This is a genomic window from Pseudomonas sp. PB3P13 (assembly GCF_054897735.1).
Genome location: NZ_CM142702.1, coordinates 166947 through 182855, shown reverse-complemented (window position 1 = coordinate 182855; position 15909 = coordinate 166947). Strand labels below are relative to the sequence as shown.

General features: G+C 56.7%; 16 protein-coding genes. All 16 read left to right on the top strand.

Annotated elements, in window-relative coordinates; all coding sequences use genetic code 11:
- The first annotated feature begins 56 nt into the window (after positions 1-56).
- The 16 genes from mnmE to ACYZT1_RS00730 all read left to right on the top strand — a co-directional run bounded on the left by mnmE (position 57) and on the right by ACYZT1_RS00730 (position 15909).
- Complete coding sequence (gene mnmE / locus ACYZT1_RS00805; RefSeq protein WP_462017224.1) at positions 57-1427, top strand: tRNA uridine-5-carboxymethylaminomethyl(34) synthesis GTPase MnmE; 1371 nt, start codon at positions 57-59, stop codon at positions 1425-1427.
- A gap of 549 nt (positions 1428-1976) precedes the next feature.
- Positions 1977-3875, top strand: coding sequence for a tRNA uridine-5-carboxymethylaminomethyl(34) synthesis enzyme MnmG (gene mnmG, locus ACYZT1_RS00800; protein WP_462017223.1), 1899 nt, complete (start codon positions 1977-1979; stop codon positions 3873-3875).
- Entirely contained in the window at positions 3872-4516 is a 645-nt protein-coding gene (rsmG, locus tag ACYZT1_RS00795; RefSeq protein WP_462017222.1) for a 16S rRNA (guanine(527)-N(7))-methyltransferase RsmG, read from the top strand. Before mnmG ends, rsmG begins: the two co-directional genes overlap by 4 nt.
- A gap of 18 nt (positions 4517-4534) precedes the next feature.
- Entirely contained in the window at positions 4535-5332 is a 798-nt protein-coding gene (locus ACYZT1_RS00790) for a ParA family protein (RefSeq protein WP_462017221.1), read from the top strand.
- Between the two features lie 9 nt (positions 5333-5341).
- Positions 5342-6214: a ParB/RepB/Spo0J family partition protein gene (locus ACYZT1_RS00785; protein WP_462017220.1), complete on the top strand. Its 873-nt coding sequence runs from the start codon at positions 5342-5344 to the stop codon at positions 6212-6214.
- A gap of 148 nt (positions 6215-6362) precedes the next feature.
- On the top strand, positions 6363-6770 hold the full coding sequence (locus ACYZT1_RS00780; protein ID WP_462017219.1) for a F0F1 ATP synthase subunit I: 408 nt from the start codon (positions 6363-6365) through the stop codon (positions 6768-6770).
- 16 nt (positions 6771-6786) lie between these two features.
- Positions 6787-7656, top strand: coding sequence for a F0F1 ATP synthase subunit A (gene atpB, locus ACYZT1_RS00775; protein WP_462017218.1), 870 nt, complete (start codon positions 6787-6789; stop codon positions 7654-7656).
- A 130-nt stretch (positions 7657-7786) separates the two neighbouring features.
- The gene (gene atpE / locus ACYZT1_RS00770; protein WP_002555987.1) at positions 7787-8044 is read left to right on the top strand and encodes a F0F1 ATP synthase subunit C; all 258 of its coding nucleotides are present in this window, start codon (positions 7787-7789) and stop codon (positions 8042-8044) included.
- A 56-nt stretch (positions 8045-8100) separates the two neighbouring features.
- Positions 8101-8571, top strand: a complete 471-nt coding sequence (locus ACYZT1_RS00765) for a F0F1 ATP synthase subunit B (RefSeq protein ID WP_462017217.1) — start codon at positions 8101-8103, stop codon at positions 8569-8571.
- 12 nt (positions 8572-8583) lie between these two features.
- The gene (locus tag ACYZT1_RS00760; RefSeq protein ID WP_008155712.1) at positions 8584-9120 is read left to right on the top strand and encodes a F0F1 ATP synthase subunit delta; all 537 of its coding nucleotides are present in this window, start codon (positions 8584-8586) and stop codon (positions 9118-9120) included.
- A gap of 21 nt (positions 9121-9141) precedes the next feature.
- Positions 9142-10686, top strand: a complete 1545-nt coding sequence (atpA, locus tag ACYZT1_RS00755) for a F0F1 ATP synthase subunit alpha (protein WP_008155713.1) — start codon at positions 9142-9144, stop codon at positions 10684-10686.
- 50 nt (positions 10687-10736) lie between these two features.
- Positions 10737-11597 (top strand): F0F1 ATP synthase subunit gamma, encoded by an 861-nt coding sequence (gene atpG / locus ACYZT1_RS00750; protein ID WP_462017216.1) that lies wholly within the window; start codon positions 10737-10739, stop codon positions 11595-11597.
- A 27-nt stretch (positions 11598-11624) separates the two neighbouring features.
- On the top strand, positions 11625-13004 hold the full coding sequence (atpD, locus tag ACYZT1_RS00745) for a F0F1 ATP synthase subunit beta (RefSeq protein ID WP_462017215.1): 1380 nt from the start codon (positions 11625-11627) through the stop codon (positions 13002-13004).
- 45 nt (positions 13005-13049) lie between these two features.
- Entirely contained in the window at positions 13050-13475 is a 426-nt protein-coding gene (locus ACYZT1_RS00740; RefSeq protein WP_028620319.1) for a F0F1 ATP synthase subunit epsilon, read from the top strand.
- Positions 13476-13592: 117 nt separating this feature from the next.
- Entirely contained in the window at positions 13593-14957 is a 1365-nt protein-coding gene (gene glmU / locus ACYZT1_RS00735; protein WP_462017214.1) for a bifunctional UDP-N-acetylglucosamine diphosphorylase/glucosamine-1-phosphate N-acetyltransferase GlmU, read from the top strand.
- 172 nt (positions 14958-15129) lie between these two features.
- Complete coding sequence (locus ACYZT1_RS00730; protein WP_462019322.1) at positions 15130-15909, top strand: DeoR/GlpR family DNA-binding transcription regulator; 780 nt, start codon at positions 15130-15132, stop codon at positions 15907-15909.

The window sequence follows — 15909 nt, the reverse complement described above, 5'->3', positions numbered from 1 at the left end:
AAACGCCCCCTAGTGGGGCGTTTTGCTATCTGTCACTTTTATCGGGATACTGTTGTATGAGCATTCCTCGTGAAACCATCGCTGCCGTCGCTACCGCTCAAGGTCGCGGCGGCGTAGGCATTGTCCGTATTTCCGGGCCGTTGGCGAGTCTGGCGGCCAAGGCTTTCAGTGGCCGCGAACTCAAGCCGCGGTTTGCCCATTACGGTCCTTTTTTTGATGGTAATGATGAAGTTCTGGATCAGGGCATCGCATTGTATTTCCCCGGACCAAACTCATTTACCGGCGAAGATGTGCTGGAACTGCAGGGGCACGGCGGCCCGGTTGTGCTGGATATGCTGCTCAAGCATTGCCTCGAACTAGGTTGTCGGCTGGCGCGCCCGGGGGAGTTCAGCGAACGCGCCTTTCTCAATGACAAACTCGACCTGGCGCAAGCTGAAGCCATTGCTGATTTGATTGAGGCCAGTTCTGCGCAGGCAGCGCGCAATGCATTGCGTTCATTGCAGGGCGCCTTTTCGGAGCGTGTGCATAACCTCACCGAGCAACTGATCGGACTGCGGATCTATGTCGAGGCCGCAATCGACTTCCCCGAAGAAGAAATCGATTTTCTCGCTGATGGCCACGTCCTTGCCATGCTCGATAAAGTGCGCGACGAGTTATCCACCGTATTGCGCGAAGCCGGGCAGGGCGCACTGCTTCGTGATGGCATGACAGTGGTGATTGCCGGACGGCCAAACGCAGGCAAATCCAGCCTGTTGAATGCACTGGCCGGGCGTGAAGCCGCGATCGTTACGGAAATCGCGGGCACTACCCGGGACATTCTCCGCGAACATATCCACATCGACGGTATGCCACTGCACGTGGTCGACACGGCGGGCTTGCGCGATACCGACGATCATGTGGAGAAGATAGGCGTTGAACGGGCGCTGAAAGCCATTGGTGAAGCCGATCGCGTGTTGTTGGTCGTCGATGCCACAGCACCTGAAGCGCTGGATCCGTTCGCTTTGTGGCCTGAATTTCTTGAAATACGTCCGGATCCGGCGAAGGTCACTCTGATCCGTAACAAGGCCGATCTGACCGGCGAAGCCATTGCAATGCAGGTCAGTGACGATGGCCACGTGACCCTGAGCCTGAGCGCCAGGGCAGCCGGTGAAGGGCTGGAATTGTTGCGCGAACATCTCAAGGCCTGCATGGGCTACGAGCAGACCTCTGAGAGCAGCTTCAGTGCACGCAGGCGTCACCTTGAGGCGCTGCGCAACGCAAGTGCTTCGCTGGAGCATGGCCGAGCGCAGCTGACCCTGGCGGGTGCCGGCGAACTTCTGGCCGAAGACTTGCGCCAGGCACAGCATTCTTTGGGTGAAATTACCGGCGCATTCAGCTCCGATGATTTATTGGGGCGGATTTTTTCCAGCTTCTGCATCGGCAAATAGCCCCTTCGTAGTCCACAGACAGGCCATTCGCGCCTGTCTGCTCCCCCTTTTATCCAGAATTTCTCATCCAGTCCTGAGCAGATCCTCTGCTTTGGCGAATTTCGCCTGCGCGAAAAGCGTGTGGCTGATGATTTTATCTCGATTAAGCCCTGTGAGTAACTGCCACTAAGGCCAGTTGATAACAGGCCTTGAAAACTGGATATAAACCTGTCTGTGGATAACACTGCCTTTAATCCACAGGCTTAGGCCCGTTATCCAACGGCCTCCTTGCTACATGGCCACAGGGTTTTGAATCGCTGTACATCTTGATAATGAAGGCTTGCAGCGTTCTATCCACAGAAAAGGTGTTCAATAGAAATAAACATAAAAACAAAGATTTAATAAATTTCTTTCTTTTTAATTTCTATAATCGAGACTTTTCCACAGCTGGTTAAATTTTGTTCAGAGGGTTCTTTAGGAAGGGTGAATTCCCTATACTTGCCGACCAGGTGAAAAACCTGAGCTCAAACTATTTCTGATTACCTGACTGAAGCAGGCACGAGGTGCGTGGTGGATTTCCCTTCCCGTTTTGAAGTGATCGTCATCGGTGGCGGTCATGCCGGTACCGAGGCAGCACTGGCGTCTGCACGCATGGGGGCAAAAACCCTGTTGCTGACGCATAACGTGGAAACCCTCGGTGCAATGAGTTGCAACCCGGCCATTGGCGGAATCGGCAAAAGCCATCTGGTCAAGGAAATCGACGCCCTTGGCGGCGCGATGGCCATGGCCACCGACAAGGGTGGTATCCAGTTTCGCGTGTTGAACAGCCGCAAAGGCCCGGCAGTTCGGGCTACTCGTGCTCAGGCCGACCGCATCCTGTACAAGGCCGCTGTCCGCGAAACATTGGAAAATCAGACGAACCTGTGGATATTTCAACAAGCCGCTGATGACCTGATCGTCGAGCAGGACCAGGTTCGCGGCGTCATTACCCAAATGGGTCTGCGTTTCTTCGCCGACTCGGTGGTATTGACCACCGGTACGTTCCTCGGCGGACTTATCCACATCGGCATGCAGAATTATTCTGGTGGCCGCGCGGGGGATCCGCCCTCAATCGCCCTTGCTCACCGTCTGCGCGAACTGCCACTGCGAGTAGGCCGTCTGAAAACGGGGACGCCGCCACGTATTGACGGCCGTACTGTCGATTTCTCGGTGATGACCGAGCAGGCAGGCGATACGCCGATCCCCGTCATGTCGTTCATGGGCTCCAGGGAAGAGCACCCGAAACAGGTCAGCTGCTGGATCACTCACACCAACGCCCGGACTCACGAAATCATCGCGGCCAACCTCGACCGTTCGCCGATGTATTCCGATGCAGGTTTGATCGAAGGCATCGGCCCGCGTTATTGCCCGTCGATCGAAGACAAGATTCATCGCTTTGCCGACAAGGAAAGCCATCAGGTCTTTATCGAACCGGAAGGTCTGACCACTCACGAGCTGTACCCGAACGGGATATCCACGTCCTTGCCGTTCGACGTGCAACTGCAGATCGTGCAATCAATCCGTGGCATGGAAAACGCGCACATCGTTCGCCCTGGTTACGCCATCGAGTACGATTATTTTGATCCGCGTGACCTGAAGTACAGCCTTGAAACCAAGGTGATTGGTGGCCTTTTTTTCGCCGGGCAAATCAACGGCACCACCGGTTACGAAGAAGCTGGCGCACAAGGTTTGCTCGCCGGTGCCAACGCTGCGCTGCGTGCCCAGGGCAAAGAAGCCTGGTGTCCGCGTCGCGACGAGGCGTACATCGGCGTGCTGGTGGATGACCTGATTACGCTCGGAACCCAAGAGCCTTACCGGATGTTTACGTCCCGGGCGGAATACCGTTTGATCCTGCGCGAGGACAACGCTGACCTGCGCTTGACTGAAAAAGGCCGCGAACTGGGTCTGGTCGATGATGCCCGTTGGGCCGCGTTCTGCACCAAGCGCGAAAGCATTGCGCTGGAAGAACAGCGTCTGAAAAGCACCTGGGTTCGTCCGGGCACCGAGCAAGGTGATGCGATTTCCGAAAAGTTTGGAACACCACTGACGCACGAGTACAACTTGCTCAATCTGCTCAGCCGTCCGGAAATCGACTATGCAGGCCTGATTTCTGTGACTGGCGGGGGGGCGCAAGATCCGCAAGTTGCCGAGCAGGTCGAGATCAAGACCAAATACGCCGGTTACATCGACCGCCAGCAGGATGAAATCGCTCGACTACGGGCCAGTGAAAACACCAAACTGCCTGTGGATATCGATTACACGAATATTTCCGGTCTATCCAAAGAGATACAGAGCAAGCTCGGCGCGACCCGTCCTGAGACATTGGGCCAGGCGTCGCGCATCCCCGGCGTCACTCCGGCAGCGATTTCGCTGTTGATGATTCATTTGAAAAAACGCGGCGCGGGCCGTCAGTTGGAGCAAAGCGCTTGAGTTCGTTGGTCACCTCGCAACACGCCGAAGAGTTATCCACAGGTGCCCGCCAACTTGGCGTCACGTTGACTGAGATCCGGCACGCGCAGTTGCTGGGTTATTTGGCCCTGTTGATCAAATGGAACAAGGCGTACAACCTGACTGCCGTTCGCGATCCCGATGAAATGGTCTCGCGTCACCTGCTCGATAGTTTGAGTGTGATGTCGTTCATCGAAAACGGTCGCTGGCTGGACGTCGGCAGTGGCGGTGGCATGCCGGGCATTCCGTTGGCAATTCTGTTCCCGGACTCTCAAGTGACCTGTCTGGACAGCAACGGCAAGAAAACCCGCTTCCTGACCCAGGTCAAACTCGAACTGAAACTGGATAACCTGCAAGTTATCCACAGTCGCGTGGAAGCATTCCAGCCTGCGCAGCCATTTAACGGGATCATCTCCCGGGCGTTCAGCAGCATGGAAAACTTCAGCAACTGGACCCGCCACCTCGGCGATGCCGATACACGCTGGCTGGCAATGAAGGGCGTTCATCCGGCCGATGAGCTGGTAGCATTGCCGGCAGATTTTTACCTCGATAGCGAACACGCCTTGGCGGTACCTGGTTGCCAAGGCCAACGCCATCTGCTGATACTGCGCCGCACGGCATGATTGGGAACACACGCAAGAATGGCTAAGGTATTCGCGATAGCGAACCAAAAGGGTGGTGTGGGTAAAACCACCACCTGTATCAACCTCGCAGCTTCACTGGTCGCTACCAAGCGACGGGTGCTGTTGATCGATCTCGATCCACAGGGCAACGCCACCATGGGTAGCGGTGTGGATAAACACGGGCTGGAAAACTCGATATACGACGTGTTGATCGGCGAATGCGACCTGGCTCAGGCCATGCACTATTCCGAGCACGGTGGTTATCAGCTGTTGCCAGCCAACCGCGACCTGACCGCCGCGGAAGTCGTGCTGCTGGAAATGCAGATGAAGGAAAGCCGTCTGCGCAGCGCTTTGGCACCGATTCGTGAAAACTACGACTACATTCTGATCGACTGCCCGCCTTCGCTGTCGATGCTCACCCTCAACGCACTCGTGGCCGCCGATGGGGTCATCATCCCCATGCAGTGCGAGTACTTTGCACTGGAAGGCTTGAGCGACCTTGTGGATAACATCAAGCGAATCGCTGAACTGCTTAACCCGAACCTGAAAGTCGAGGGCCTGCTGCGGACCATGTACGACCCGCGCCTGAGCCTGATGAATGACGTCTCGGCACAGCTCAAGGAACATTTCGGCGATCAGCTCTACGACACCGTGATCCCGCGCAACATCCGCCTTGCCGAAGCCCCCAGTTATGGCATGCCGGCGTTGGCGTACGACAAGTCGTCGCGGGGCGCTATTGCCTATCTTGCATTGGCGGGCGAGATGGTTCGCCGTCAGCGCAAAAACTCACGCACCGTCGCCGCCCAGCCAACTTAAGGAATCCCCATGGCCGTCAAGAAACGAGGTCTCGGACGTGGACTGGATGCGCTGCTGAGCGGTCCGACTGTCAGCTCGCTGGAAGAACAGGCGGTGCAAGCCGATCAGCGTGAACTGCAGCATTTGCCGCTGGACCTGATCCAGCGCGGCAAATACCAGCCACGCCGGGACATGGACCCGCAGGCACTGGAAGAGCTGGCGAATTCGATCAAGGCCCAAGGCGTGATGCAGCCTATCGTGGTGCGCCCGATCGGCAGTGGTCGCTTCGAGATCATCGCCGGCGAACGTCGCTGGCGCGCCAGCCAGCAGGCAGGCCAGGAAACCATCCCGGCGATGGTGCGCGATGTTCCGGATGAAACCGCCATCGCCATGGCGCTGATCGAAAACATACAGCGCGAAGACCTCAACCCGATCGAAGAAGCCGTGGCTTTGCAGCGCTTGCAGCAGGAATTCCAGCTGACTCAACAACAAGTGGCCGAGGCGGTGGGCAAGTCGCGGGTCACGGTTGCCAACCTGCTGCGCTTGATTGCGTTGCCGGAAGTCATCAAAACCATGCTGTCGCACGGTGATTTGGAAATGGGTCATGCACGTGCTTTGCTCGGTTTACCGGAAAATCAACAGGTTGAAGGGGCGCGACACGTTGTCGCACGGGGCCTGACGGTGCGCCAAACCGAGGCACTGGTTCGCCAGTGGCTCAATGGAAAACCGGAGCCGCTGGAACCGTCCAAACCGGACCCGGATATCGCACGACTCGAGCAGCGCCTGGCCGAGCGCCTAGGCTCTGCGGTGCAGATTCGCCACGGAAAGAAAGGCAAAGGGCAGCTGGTGATCGGTTATAACTCCCTGGATGAACTTCAAGGTGTGCTCGCACACATCCGCTGAAACATTTACTCATGTAGCGTGCAGTCGGAAATCACTACCTGACAGTTGAATAGGGGCAGAAGCGCCCCTATACTCTGCGCGCATTTTGTCGGCACAAATTATGCCAAGTTATTGAATTGTGGCAGCCGACCATTGGGGAGCAAATGTGATGGAAAGCCGCACGCCAAACCGCTTGCCGTTCCATCGCCTGGCAGTATTTCCGGTGTTGATGGCTCAATTCGTGGTGTTGCTCATTGCCGCTTTGGCGCTCTGGCAATGGCACGGAGTCGTTGCCGGGTACTCGGGACTTTGCGGAGGCCTGATAGCCTTGCTGCCCAATGTTTATTTCGCTCACAGGGCATTTCGGTTTTCCGGCGCCCGAGCAGCCCAAGCCATCGTCCGGTCTTTTTACGCCGGCGAGGCGGGCAAACTGATTTTGACGGCAGTGCTCTTTGCATTGACGTTCGCAGGTGTGAAGCCATTGGCGCCGATAGCTGTATTCGGTGTCTTCGTGTTGACCCAACTGGTCAGCTGGTTCGCGCCCCTGCTGATGAGAACAAGACTTTCGAGACCTTAGGGCGTTTGAGGCAACCATGGCAGAGACAACCGCTTCGGGCTATATCCAGCACCACTTGCAGAACCTGACCTTCGGTCAGCACCCAACTGGCGGGTGGGGTTTTGCCCACACCGCAGCAGAAGCCAAAGAAATGGGCTTCTGGGCTTTCCACGTCGATACCCTCGGCTGGTCGGTCGCGTTGGGTCTGATCTTCGTTCTTCTTTTCCGCATGGCGGCGAAGAAGGCGACTTCCGGTCAGCCTGGTGCTTTGCAGAACTTCGTTGAAGTATTGGTCGAATTCGTCGATGGCAGCGTGAAAGACAGCTTCCATGGCCGTAGCCCGGTGATTGCACCGTTGGCACTGACCATCTTCGTCTGGGTCTTCCTGATGAACGCTGTCGACCTGATCCCGGTCGACTGGATTCCTCAGCTGGCCATCCTGATCAGTGGCGATGCGCACATTCCATTCCGTGCGGTATCGACCACTGACCCGAACGCCACCCTGGGCATGGCCCTGTCGGTGTTCGCGTTGATCATTTTCTACAGCATCAAGGTCAAGGGCATCGGCGGCTTCATCGGCGAACTGACCCTGCACCCGTTTGGCAGCAAGAACATTTTCCTGCAAGCGCTGCTGATTCCGGTCAACTTCCTGCTGGAGTTCGTGACGCTGATCGCCAAGCCAATTTCGCTGGCATTGCGTCTGTTCGGCAACATGTACGCCGGCGAACTGGTCTTCATTCTGATTGCTGTGATGTTCGGCAGCGGTCTGCTCTGGCTTAGCGGCCTGGGCGTAGTTCTGCAGTGGGCGTGGGCTGTGTTCCACATCCTGATCATTACCCTGCAGGCGTTTATCTTCATGATGCTCACCATCGTTTATCTGTCGATGGCGCACGAAGAGAACCATTAAGACCCGTCTCGACTGGTCTGATGTCCCACCCGATGAAACGGGTGGGTGCCCACCGGGCATGAAACGATTTGTTTTACCGCTTTAAAATCTAAAAAACCTAAACCATACGACGTAAAAGTCGGGAGGAAAGATGGAAACTGTAGTTGGTCTAACCGCTATCGCTGTTGCACTGTTGATCGGCCTGGGCGCACTGGGTACCGCAATTGGTTTCGGCCTGTTGGGTGGCAAGTTCCTGGAAGGCGCAGCGCGTCAGCCAGAGATGGTTCCAATGCTGCAAGTCAAAATGTTCATCGTTGCCGGTCTGCTCGACGCCGTAACCATGATCGGTGTTGGTATCGCTCTGTTCTTCACCTTCGCGAACCCATTCGTTGGTCAACTCGCTGGCTAATCACTCGAACCTTCGAGTGATTGGTTTGATGTGCAACGAACGAGCGAGGTGTTGGCGTGAACATTAATGCAACCCTGATTGGCCAGTCCGTTGCGTTCTTCATTTTTGTACTGTTTTGCATGAAGTTCGTGTGGCCTCCGGTCATCGCGGCTTTGCACGAACGTCAGAAGAAGATCGCGGATGGACTGGACGCTGCCGCCCGAGCAGCTCGCGACCTGGAGTTGGCCCAAGATAAAGCGGGTCAACAACTGCGCGAAGCTAAGGCTCAAGCAGCTGAAATCATTGAGCAGGCCAAGAAACGCGGTAACCAGATCGTTGAAGAGGCTGTTGAAAAAGCCCGTATCGACGCTGACCGTGTGAAGGTTCAGGCTCAGGCCGAGATCGAGCAGGAACTGAACAGTGTCAAAGATGCGCTGCGTACCCAACTGGGTGCTCTGGCCGTCGGCGGCGCCGAGAAGATCCTGGGTGCCACAATCGATCAAAACGCGCACGCGGAGCTGGTAAACAAACTGGCTGCTGAAATTTAAGCGAGGGCGATCATGGCAGAATTGACCACGTTGGCCCGACCTTACGCTAAGGCAGCCTTCGAGCACGCCCAGGCCCACCAGCAACTGGCCTCTTGGTCAGCCATGCTCGGCCTGGCTGCAGCAGTGTCGCAAGACGACACCATGCAGCGCGTGCTCAAGGCCCCGCGACTGACGAGCGCAGACAAGGCCGCCACGTTTATTGACGTGTGCGGCGACAAGTTTGATGTGAAGGCACAGAACTTCATCAACGTCGTTGCCGAAAACGACCGTCTCCCGCTTTTGCCGGAGATCGCCGCTCTGTTTGACCTGTACAAGGCCGAACAAGAGAAATCGGTAGACGTTGAAGTGACCAGTGCTTTTGCATTGAACCAAGAACAGCAAGACAAACTCGCCAAGGTTCTCAGTGCACGACTCAACCGGGAAGTGCGCCTGCAAGTCGAGGAAGACAAGTCCCTTATCGGGGGCATTGTCATCCGCGCCGGCGACCTGGTTATCGATGGCTCGGTTCGCGGGAAACTCGCAAACCTTGCCGAAGCATTGAAATCTTGAGTTTGAAGGGGCAGCAGAGCAATGCAGCAACTCAATCCTTCCGAAATAAGTGAAATTATCAAGGGCCGCATCGACAAGCTCGATGTGACCTCCCAAGCCCGTAACGAAGGCACTGTCGTCAGCGTATCTGACGGTATCGTGCGGATTCACGGTCTGGCCGACGTCATGTACGGCGAGATGATCGAGTTTCCGGGCGGCGTCTTCGGTATGGCTCTCAACCTCGAGCAAGACTCTGTAGGTGCCGTCGTATTGGGCTCCTACCAGTCTCTGGCTGAAGGCATGAGCGCCAAGTGCACCGGCCGCATCCTCGAAGTTCCGGTTGGTAAGGAACTGCTGGGTCGCGTAGTCGACGCACTGGGTAACCCTGTTGACGGCAAAGGTCCGCTGAACAACACCGAGACCGATGCGGTCGAGAAAGTTGCTCCTGGCGTGATCTGGCGTAAGTCGGTAGACCAGCCTGTACAGACTGGCTACAAAGCTGTCGATGCCATGATTCCTGTCGGCCGTGGCCAGCGTGAGCTGATCATCGGTGACCGTCAGATCGGTAAAACCGCTCTGGCGATCGACGCGATCATCAACCAGAAAAACAGCGGCATTTTCTGCGTCTACGTAGCGATCGGTCAGAAGCAATCGACTATCGCCAACGTGGTTCGCAAGCTGGAAGAAAACGGCGCGCTGGCTAACACCATCGTTGTCGCGGCGAGCGCTTCGGAATCTGCAGCACTGCAGTTCCTGGCTCCGTACTCCGGTTGCACCATGGGTGAATTCTTCCGCGACCGCGGTGAAGACGCGCTGATCGTTTATGACGATCTGTCCAAGCAAGCAGTGGCTTACCGCCAGATTTCCCTGCTGCTGCGCCGTCCGCCAGGCCGTGAAGCTTACCCAGGCGACGTGTTCTATCTCCACTCCCGTCTGCTGGAGCGCGCATCTCGCGTTTCGGAAGAATACGTAGAGAAGTTCACCAACGGCGCAGTGACCGGCAAAACCGGTTCCCTGACCGCACTGCCGATCATCGAAACCCAGGCTGGCGACGTTTCCGCGTTCGTTCCGACCAACGTGATTTCCATCACCGACGGTCAGATCTTCCTGGAATCGGCCATGTTCAACTCCGGGATCCGTCCTGCTGTGAACGCCGGTGTTTCGGTATCCCGTGTGGGTGGTGCCGCTCAGACCAAGATCATCAAGAAGCTCTCCGGTGGTATCCGTACCGCTCTGGCTCAGTACCGTGAACTGGCGGCATTCGCCCAGTTCGCTTCTGATCTGGACGAAGCGACCCGTAAGCAACTTGAGCATGGTCAGCGCGTTACCGAGCTGATGAAGCAGAAGCAATACGCACCAATGTCGATCGCTGACATGGCGCTGTCGCTATATGCCGCTGAGCGTGGGTTCCTGACTGACGTTGAAATCGCCAAGATCGGCAGCTTCGAACAAGCGCTGATTGCTTTCTTCAACCGCGATCACGCCGACTTGATGGCGAAGATCAACGTGAAGGGTGACTTCAATGACGAAATCGACGCTGGCATGAAAGCCGGTATCGAGAAGTTCAAGGCCACCCAAACCTGGTAAGCCGCAGCGGGAGCCGCAAGGCTCCCGCTTGCTAACCTGATAGGTGTTACATGGCAGGCGCAAAAGAGATTCGCAGTAAGATTGCGAGCATCAAAAGCACGCAAAAGATTACCAGCGCCATGGAAAAAGTGGCGGTCAGTAAAATGCGCAAGGCACAAATGCGCATGGCTGCTAGCCGTCCTTACGCGGAGCGCATCCGCCAGGTTATTGGTCATCTGGCCAACGCCAACCCGGAATATCGCCACCCGTTCATGATCGACCGTGAAGTAAAGCGCGTCGGCTATGTCGTGGTGAGCAGCGACCGTGGTCTGTGTGGTGGCTTGAACACCAACCTGTTCAAGGCTTTGGTCAAGGACATGGCGGTAAACCGCGAAAACGGCGTCGAGATCGATCTGTGTGTAGTTGGTAGCAAGGGTGCGGCTTTCTTCCGCAACTTCGGCGGTAACGTCGTAGCAGCTATCAGCCACCTGGGCGAAGAGCCGTCGATCAATGACCTGATCGGCAGCGTCAAGGTGATGCTGGATGCCTACCTGGATGGCCGTATTGATCGCCTGTCCGTGGTGTCCAACAAGTTCATCAACACCATGACGCAACAGCCTACGGTGGAGCAGTTGATTCCATTGGTGGCAACCACGGAACAGGAACTCAAGCACCACTGGGATTATCTGTACGAACCGGACGCCAAAGAGCTGCTTGATGGCTTGATGGTCCGCTACGTGGAGTCGCAGGTCTACCAGGCGGTGGTCGAGAACAACGCGGCTGAACAGGCTGCGCGGATGATCGCGATGAAGAACGCTACCGACAACGCCGGTGATTTGATCAGCGATTTGCAGCTGGTCTACAACAAGGCGCGTCAGGCTGCGATCACCCAAGAGATCTCGGAAATCGTCGGCGGCGCTGCCGCGGTTTAACGGTTCAAATATTCAGAGGATCCAGCTATGAGTAGCGGACGTATCGTTCAAATCATCGGCGCCGTTATCGACGTGGAATTTCCACGCGACAGCGTACCGAGCATCTACAACGCGCTGAAAGTACTGAGCGCGGCCGAAACCACCCTGGAAGTTCAGCAGCAGCTGGGCGACGGCGTGGTTCGTACCATTGCGATGGGTTCCACCGAGGGCTTGAAGCGCGGTCTGGAAGTCACCGACTCCGGCGCAGCCATTTCCGTACCGGTCGGTAAAGCGACGCTGGGCCGGATCATGGACGTTCTGGGTAACCCGATCGACGAAGCGGGTCCAATCGACACCGAAGAGCGCTGGGGCATTCACCGTCCTGCGCCAACCTTCGCTGAACAAGCGGGCGGCAACGACCTGCTGGAAACCGGCATCAAGGTAATCGACCTGGTTTGCCCGTTCGCCAAGGGCGGTAAAGTCGGTCTGTTCGGTGGTGCCGGTGTAGGCAAAACCGTAAACATGATGGAACTGATCCGTAACATCGCCATCGAGCACAGCGGTTATTCCGTGTTCGCCGGTGTGGGTGAGCGTACTCGTGAGGGTAACGATTTCTACCACGAGATGAAGGATTCCAACGTTCTGGACAAAGTGGCACTGGTTTACGGTCAGATGAACGAGCCGCCGGGTAACCGTCTGCGCGTAGCCCTGACCGGCCTGACCATGGCCGAGAAGTTCCGTGACGAAGGTAACGACGTTCTGCTGTTCGTCGACAACATCTATCGTTACACCCTAGCCGGTACTGAAGTATCCGCACTGCTGGGCCGTATGCCTTCCGCAGTAGGTTACCAGCCGACCCTGGCCGAAGAGATGGGTACACTGCAAGAGCGTATCACTTCGACCAAAAACGGTTCGATCACCTCGATCCAGGCGGTATACGTACCGGCGGATGACTTGACTGACCCGTCGCCAGCGACCACCTTCGCCCACTTGGACGCTACCGTCGTTCTGTCCCGTGACATCGCCTCCCTGGGTATCTACCCGGCGGTCGATCCACTCGACTCGACTTCGCGTCAGCTGGACCCGAACGTGATCGGCCAGGACCACTACGACACCGCTCGCGGCGTCCAGTATGTTCTGCAGCGTTACAAAGAACTGAAGGACATCATTGCGATCCTGGGTATGGACGAGCTGTCGGAAGCCGACAAGCAGTTGGTAAACCGCGCTCGTAAGATCCAGCGTTTCTTGTCGCAGCCGTTCTTCGTGGCTGAAGTCTTCACCGGTGCTTCGGGTAAATACGTTTCCCTGAAAGATACCATTGCTGGCTTCAAAGGCATCCTCAACGGTGACTACGACCACCTGCCAGAACAAGCGTTCTACATGGTAGGCGGCATCGAAGAAGCGATCGAGAAAGCCAAGAAACTGTAATCCCGGCGCCCGGTAACGGGCGCTAATTTAGTTTGAGGCAATCAGATGGCTATGACAGTCCATTGCGATATCGTCAGTGCGGAAGGGGAAATCTTCTCCGGCCTGGTCGAGATGGTGATTGCGCACGGTGCACTCGGTGATCTTGGTATCGCCCTGGGCCACGCGCCGCTGATCACTAATCTCAAGCCGGGTCCGATCCGCCTGGTCAAGCAGGGCGGGGAAGAGGAGGTGTATTACATCTCCGGTGGTTTCCTCGAGGTTCAGCCGAACATGGTCAAGGTTCTTGCCGACACCGTGCAGCGTGCTGCCGACCTGGACGAAGCCTCCGCTCAGGAAGCCGTTAAGGCTGCCGAGAAGGCCTTGCATGAGCGGGGCGCGGAATTCGATTACGGTTCTGCTGCCGCACGTCTGGCCGAGGCAACAGCTCAGCTGCGCACCGTCCAGCAGATCCGCAAGAAGTTTGGCCACTAACAGGCCATCACTTGTTGCGCGATTGATAAAAAAGGGTAGCCTCGGCTACCCTTTTTTCTTTTCCGTTTTTCATAAACCCGGTCACAGCCGCTGACCACCCAGGATTGGTAGCCAGTCATGTCTCTCGAAATCGTTATTCTCGCTGCTGGCCAGGGCACTCGCATGCGTTCAGCGTTGCCGAAAGTCCTGCATCCGATTGCCGGCAACTCGATGCTCGGTCATGTTATCCACAGCGCCCGGCAACTTGATCCGCAGCGCATCCACGTGGTGATCGGCCACGGTGCCGATGCCGTGCGTGATCGTCTGGCTGCCGATGATCTGAATTTCGTCCTGCAGGACAAACAGCTGGGTACCGGCCACGCCGTGGCTCAGGCCGTTCCGTTCATTGAAGCCGATACCGTGTTGATTCTTTACGGTGACGTGCCATTGATCGAAGTCGAGACCTTGCAGCGCTTGCTCAAGCAAGTTGCGCCCCGGCAGCTTGGGTTGCTGACGGTTGAGCTGGACGACCCGACAGGCTACGGCCGTATCGTGCGCGACGCCGATGGCAAAGTAACAGCCATCGTTGAGCAGAAAGATGCCAACGAAGCTCAGTGCGCGATCACGGAAGGCAACACCGGAATTCTGGCGCTGCCTTTCGCGCAACTGGGTGGCTGGATGAGTCGTCTGTCCAACAACAACGCTCAAGGCGAGTATTACCTGACCGACGTGATTGCGATGGCGGTCAGCGATGGCTTGGTGGTTGCTACCGAACAACCTCACGATGCGATGGAAGTGCAGGGCGCCAACGACCGTAAGCAGCTGTCCGAACTTGAGCGTCACTATCAGCTGCGCGCCGGCCGCCGGCTGATGGCCCAAGGTGTCACCTTGCGCGACCCGGCGCGTTTTGATGTTCGCGGTGAAGTCAGCGTCGGGCGTGACGTGCTGATTGACATCAACGTGATACTCGAAGGCAAGGTTGTCATTGAGGACGATGTTGTCATCGGCCCCAATTGTGTGATCAAGGACAGCACGCTGCGCAAAGGCGCAGTGATCAAAGCCAACAGTCATATTGACGGCGCGATTCTCGGCGAAGGCAGCGATGCCGGACCATTCGCTCGTCTGCGTCCGGGTACGGTGCTGGATGCACGTGCGCATGTGGGTAACTTCGTCGAGTTGAAAAACGCTCACCTGGGCGAAGATGCCAAAGCAGGCCATCTGACTTATCTGGGCGATGCCGAGGTAGGCGCGCGTACCAACGTCGGCGCCGGCACGATCACTTGCAACTATGACGGTGCCAACAAGTGGAAAACCGTATTGGGCGAGGACGTGTTTATCGGCTCCAACAACTCGCTGGTGGCGCCTGTGGATATCTCGAGCGGTGCGACCACCGCAGCCGGCTCTACCATCACCCAGAATGTGGATAACTCCCAACTGGCTGTTGCGCGCGCGCGCCAACGCAACATCGACGGCTGGAAACGGCCGGAAAAAATCAAAAAGTAGGTTATCCACACCCCTTTAGGAGCCGGCTTGCTGGCGATCGGAGCGATGCGATGTATCGCAATCACCGAATCGCCAGCGAGACGGCTCCTATAGTTTTTATCGCCTCCCGCTTGACGAAGTTTCGCTAATAGGTTTTGATTGCTTACGTTATCTTTCGAATCGAAATTTACTGATCATGTCGAAACGCAATACGCCCCAACGTCGCCATAACATCATTGCCTTGCTCACCGAGCAGGGCGAGGTGAGTGTGGACGAGTTGGCCAAGCGTTTTGAAACTTCGGAAGTTACGATTCGAAAGGATCTCGCAGCACTGGAAACCCATGGCTTGCTGATGCGTCGTTACGGCGGTGCAATCACCATGCCTCAAGAGCTCGTGGCTGATGTCGGGCAGCCCGTTTCAAAACACAAACAGGCGATTGCCCGTGCCGCAGTATCGCGGATTCGCGAACACGCCCGAATCATCATCGACAGCGGCAGCACCACCGCGGCAATGATTCCCGAGCTTGGCCAACAGCCCGGTCTGGTGGTCATGACCAACTCTCTGCACGTCGCCAAATCTTTGAGCGAACTGGAACACGAGCCGGTGCTGTTGATGACCGGCGGCACCTGGGACCCGCACTCCGAGTCTTTCCAGGGCCAGGTCGCCGAGCAAGTACTACGCTCCTACGACTTCGACCAATTGTTCATCGGTGCCGATGGCATCGATCTGTTGCGCGGTACCACGACCTTCAACGAATTGCTCGGGCTGAGCCGTGTCATGGCTGAAGTCGCCCGGGAAGTGGTGGTGATGGTCGAGGCCGACAAGATCGGCCGCAAGATTCCCAACCTGGAACTGCCTTGGGGCAGCGTCCATACCCTTATTACAGATGATCGGCTTCCACTCGAGGCACGCGATCAGATCCAGGCCCGCGGCATTAATTTGATTTGCGCGTCTGTCAGTCAGGAGAAATAG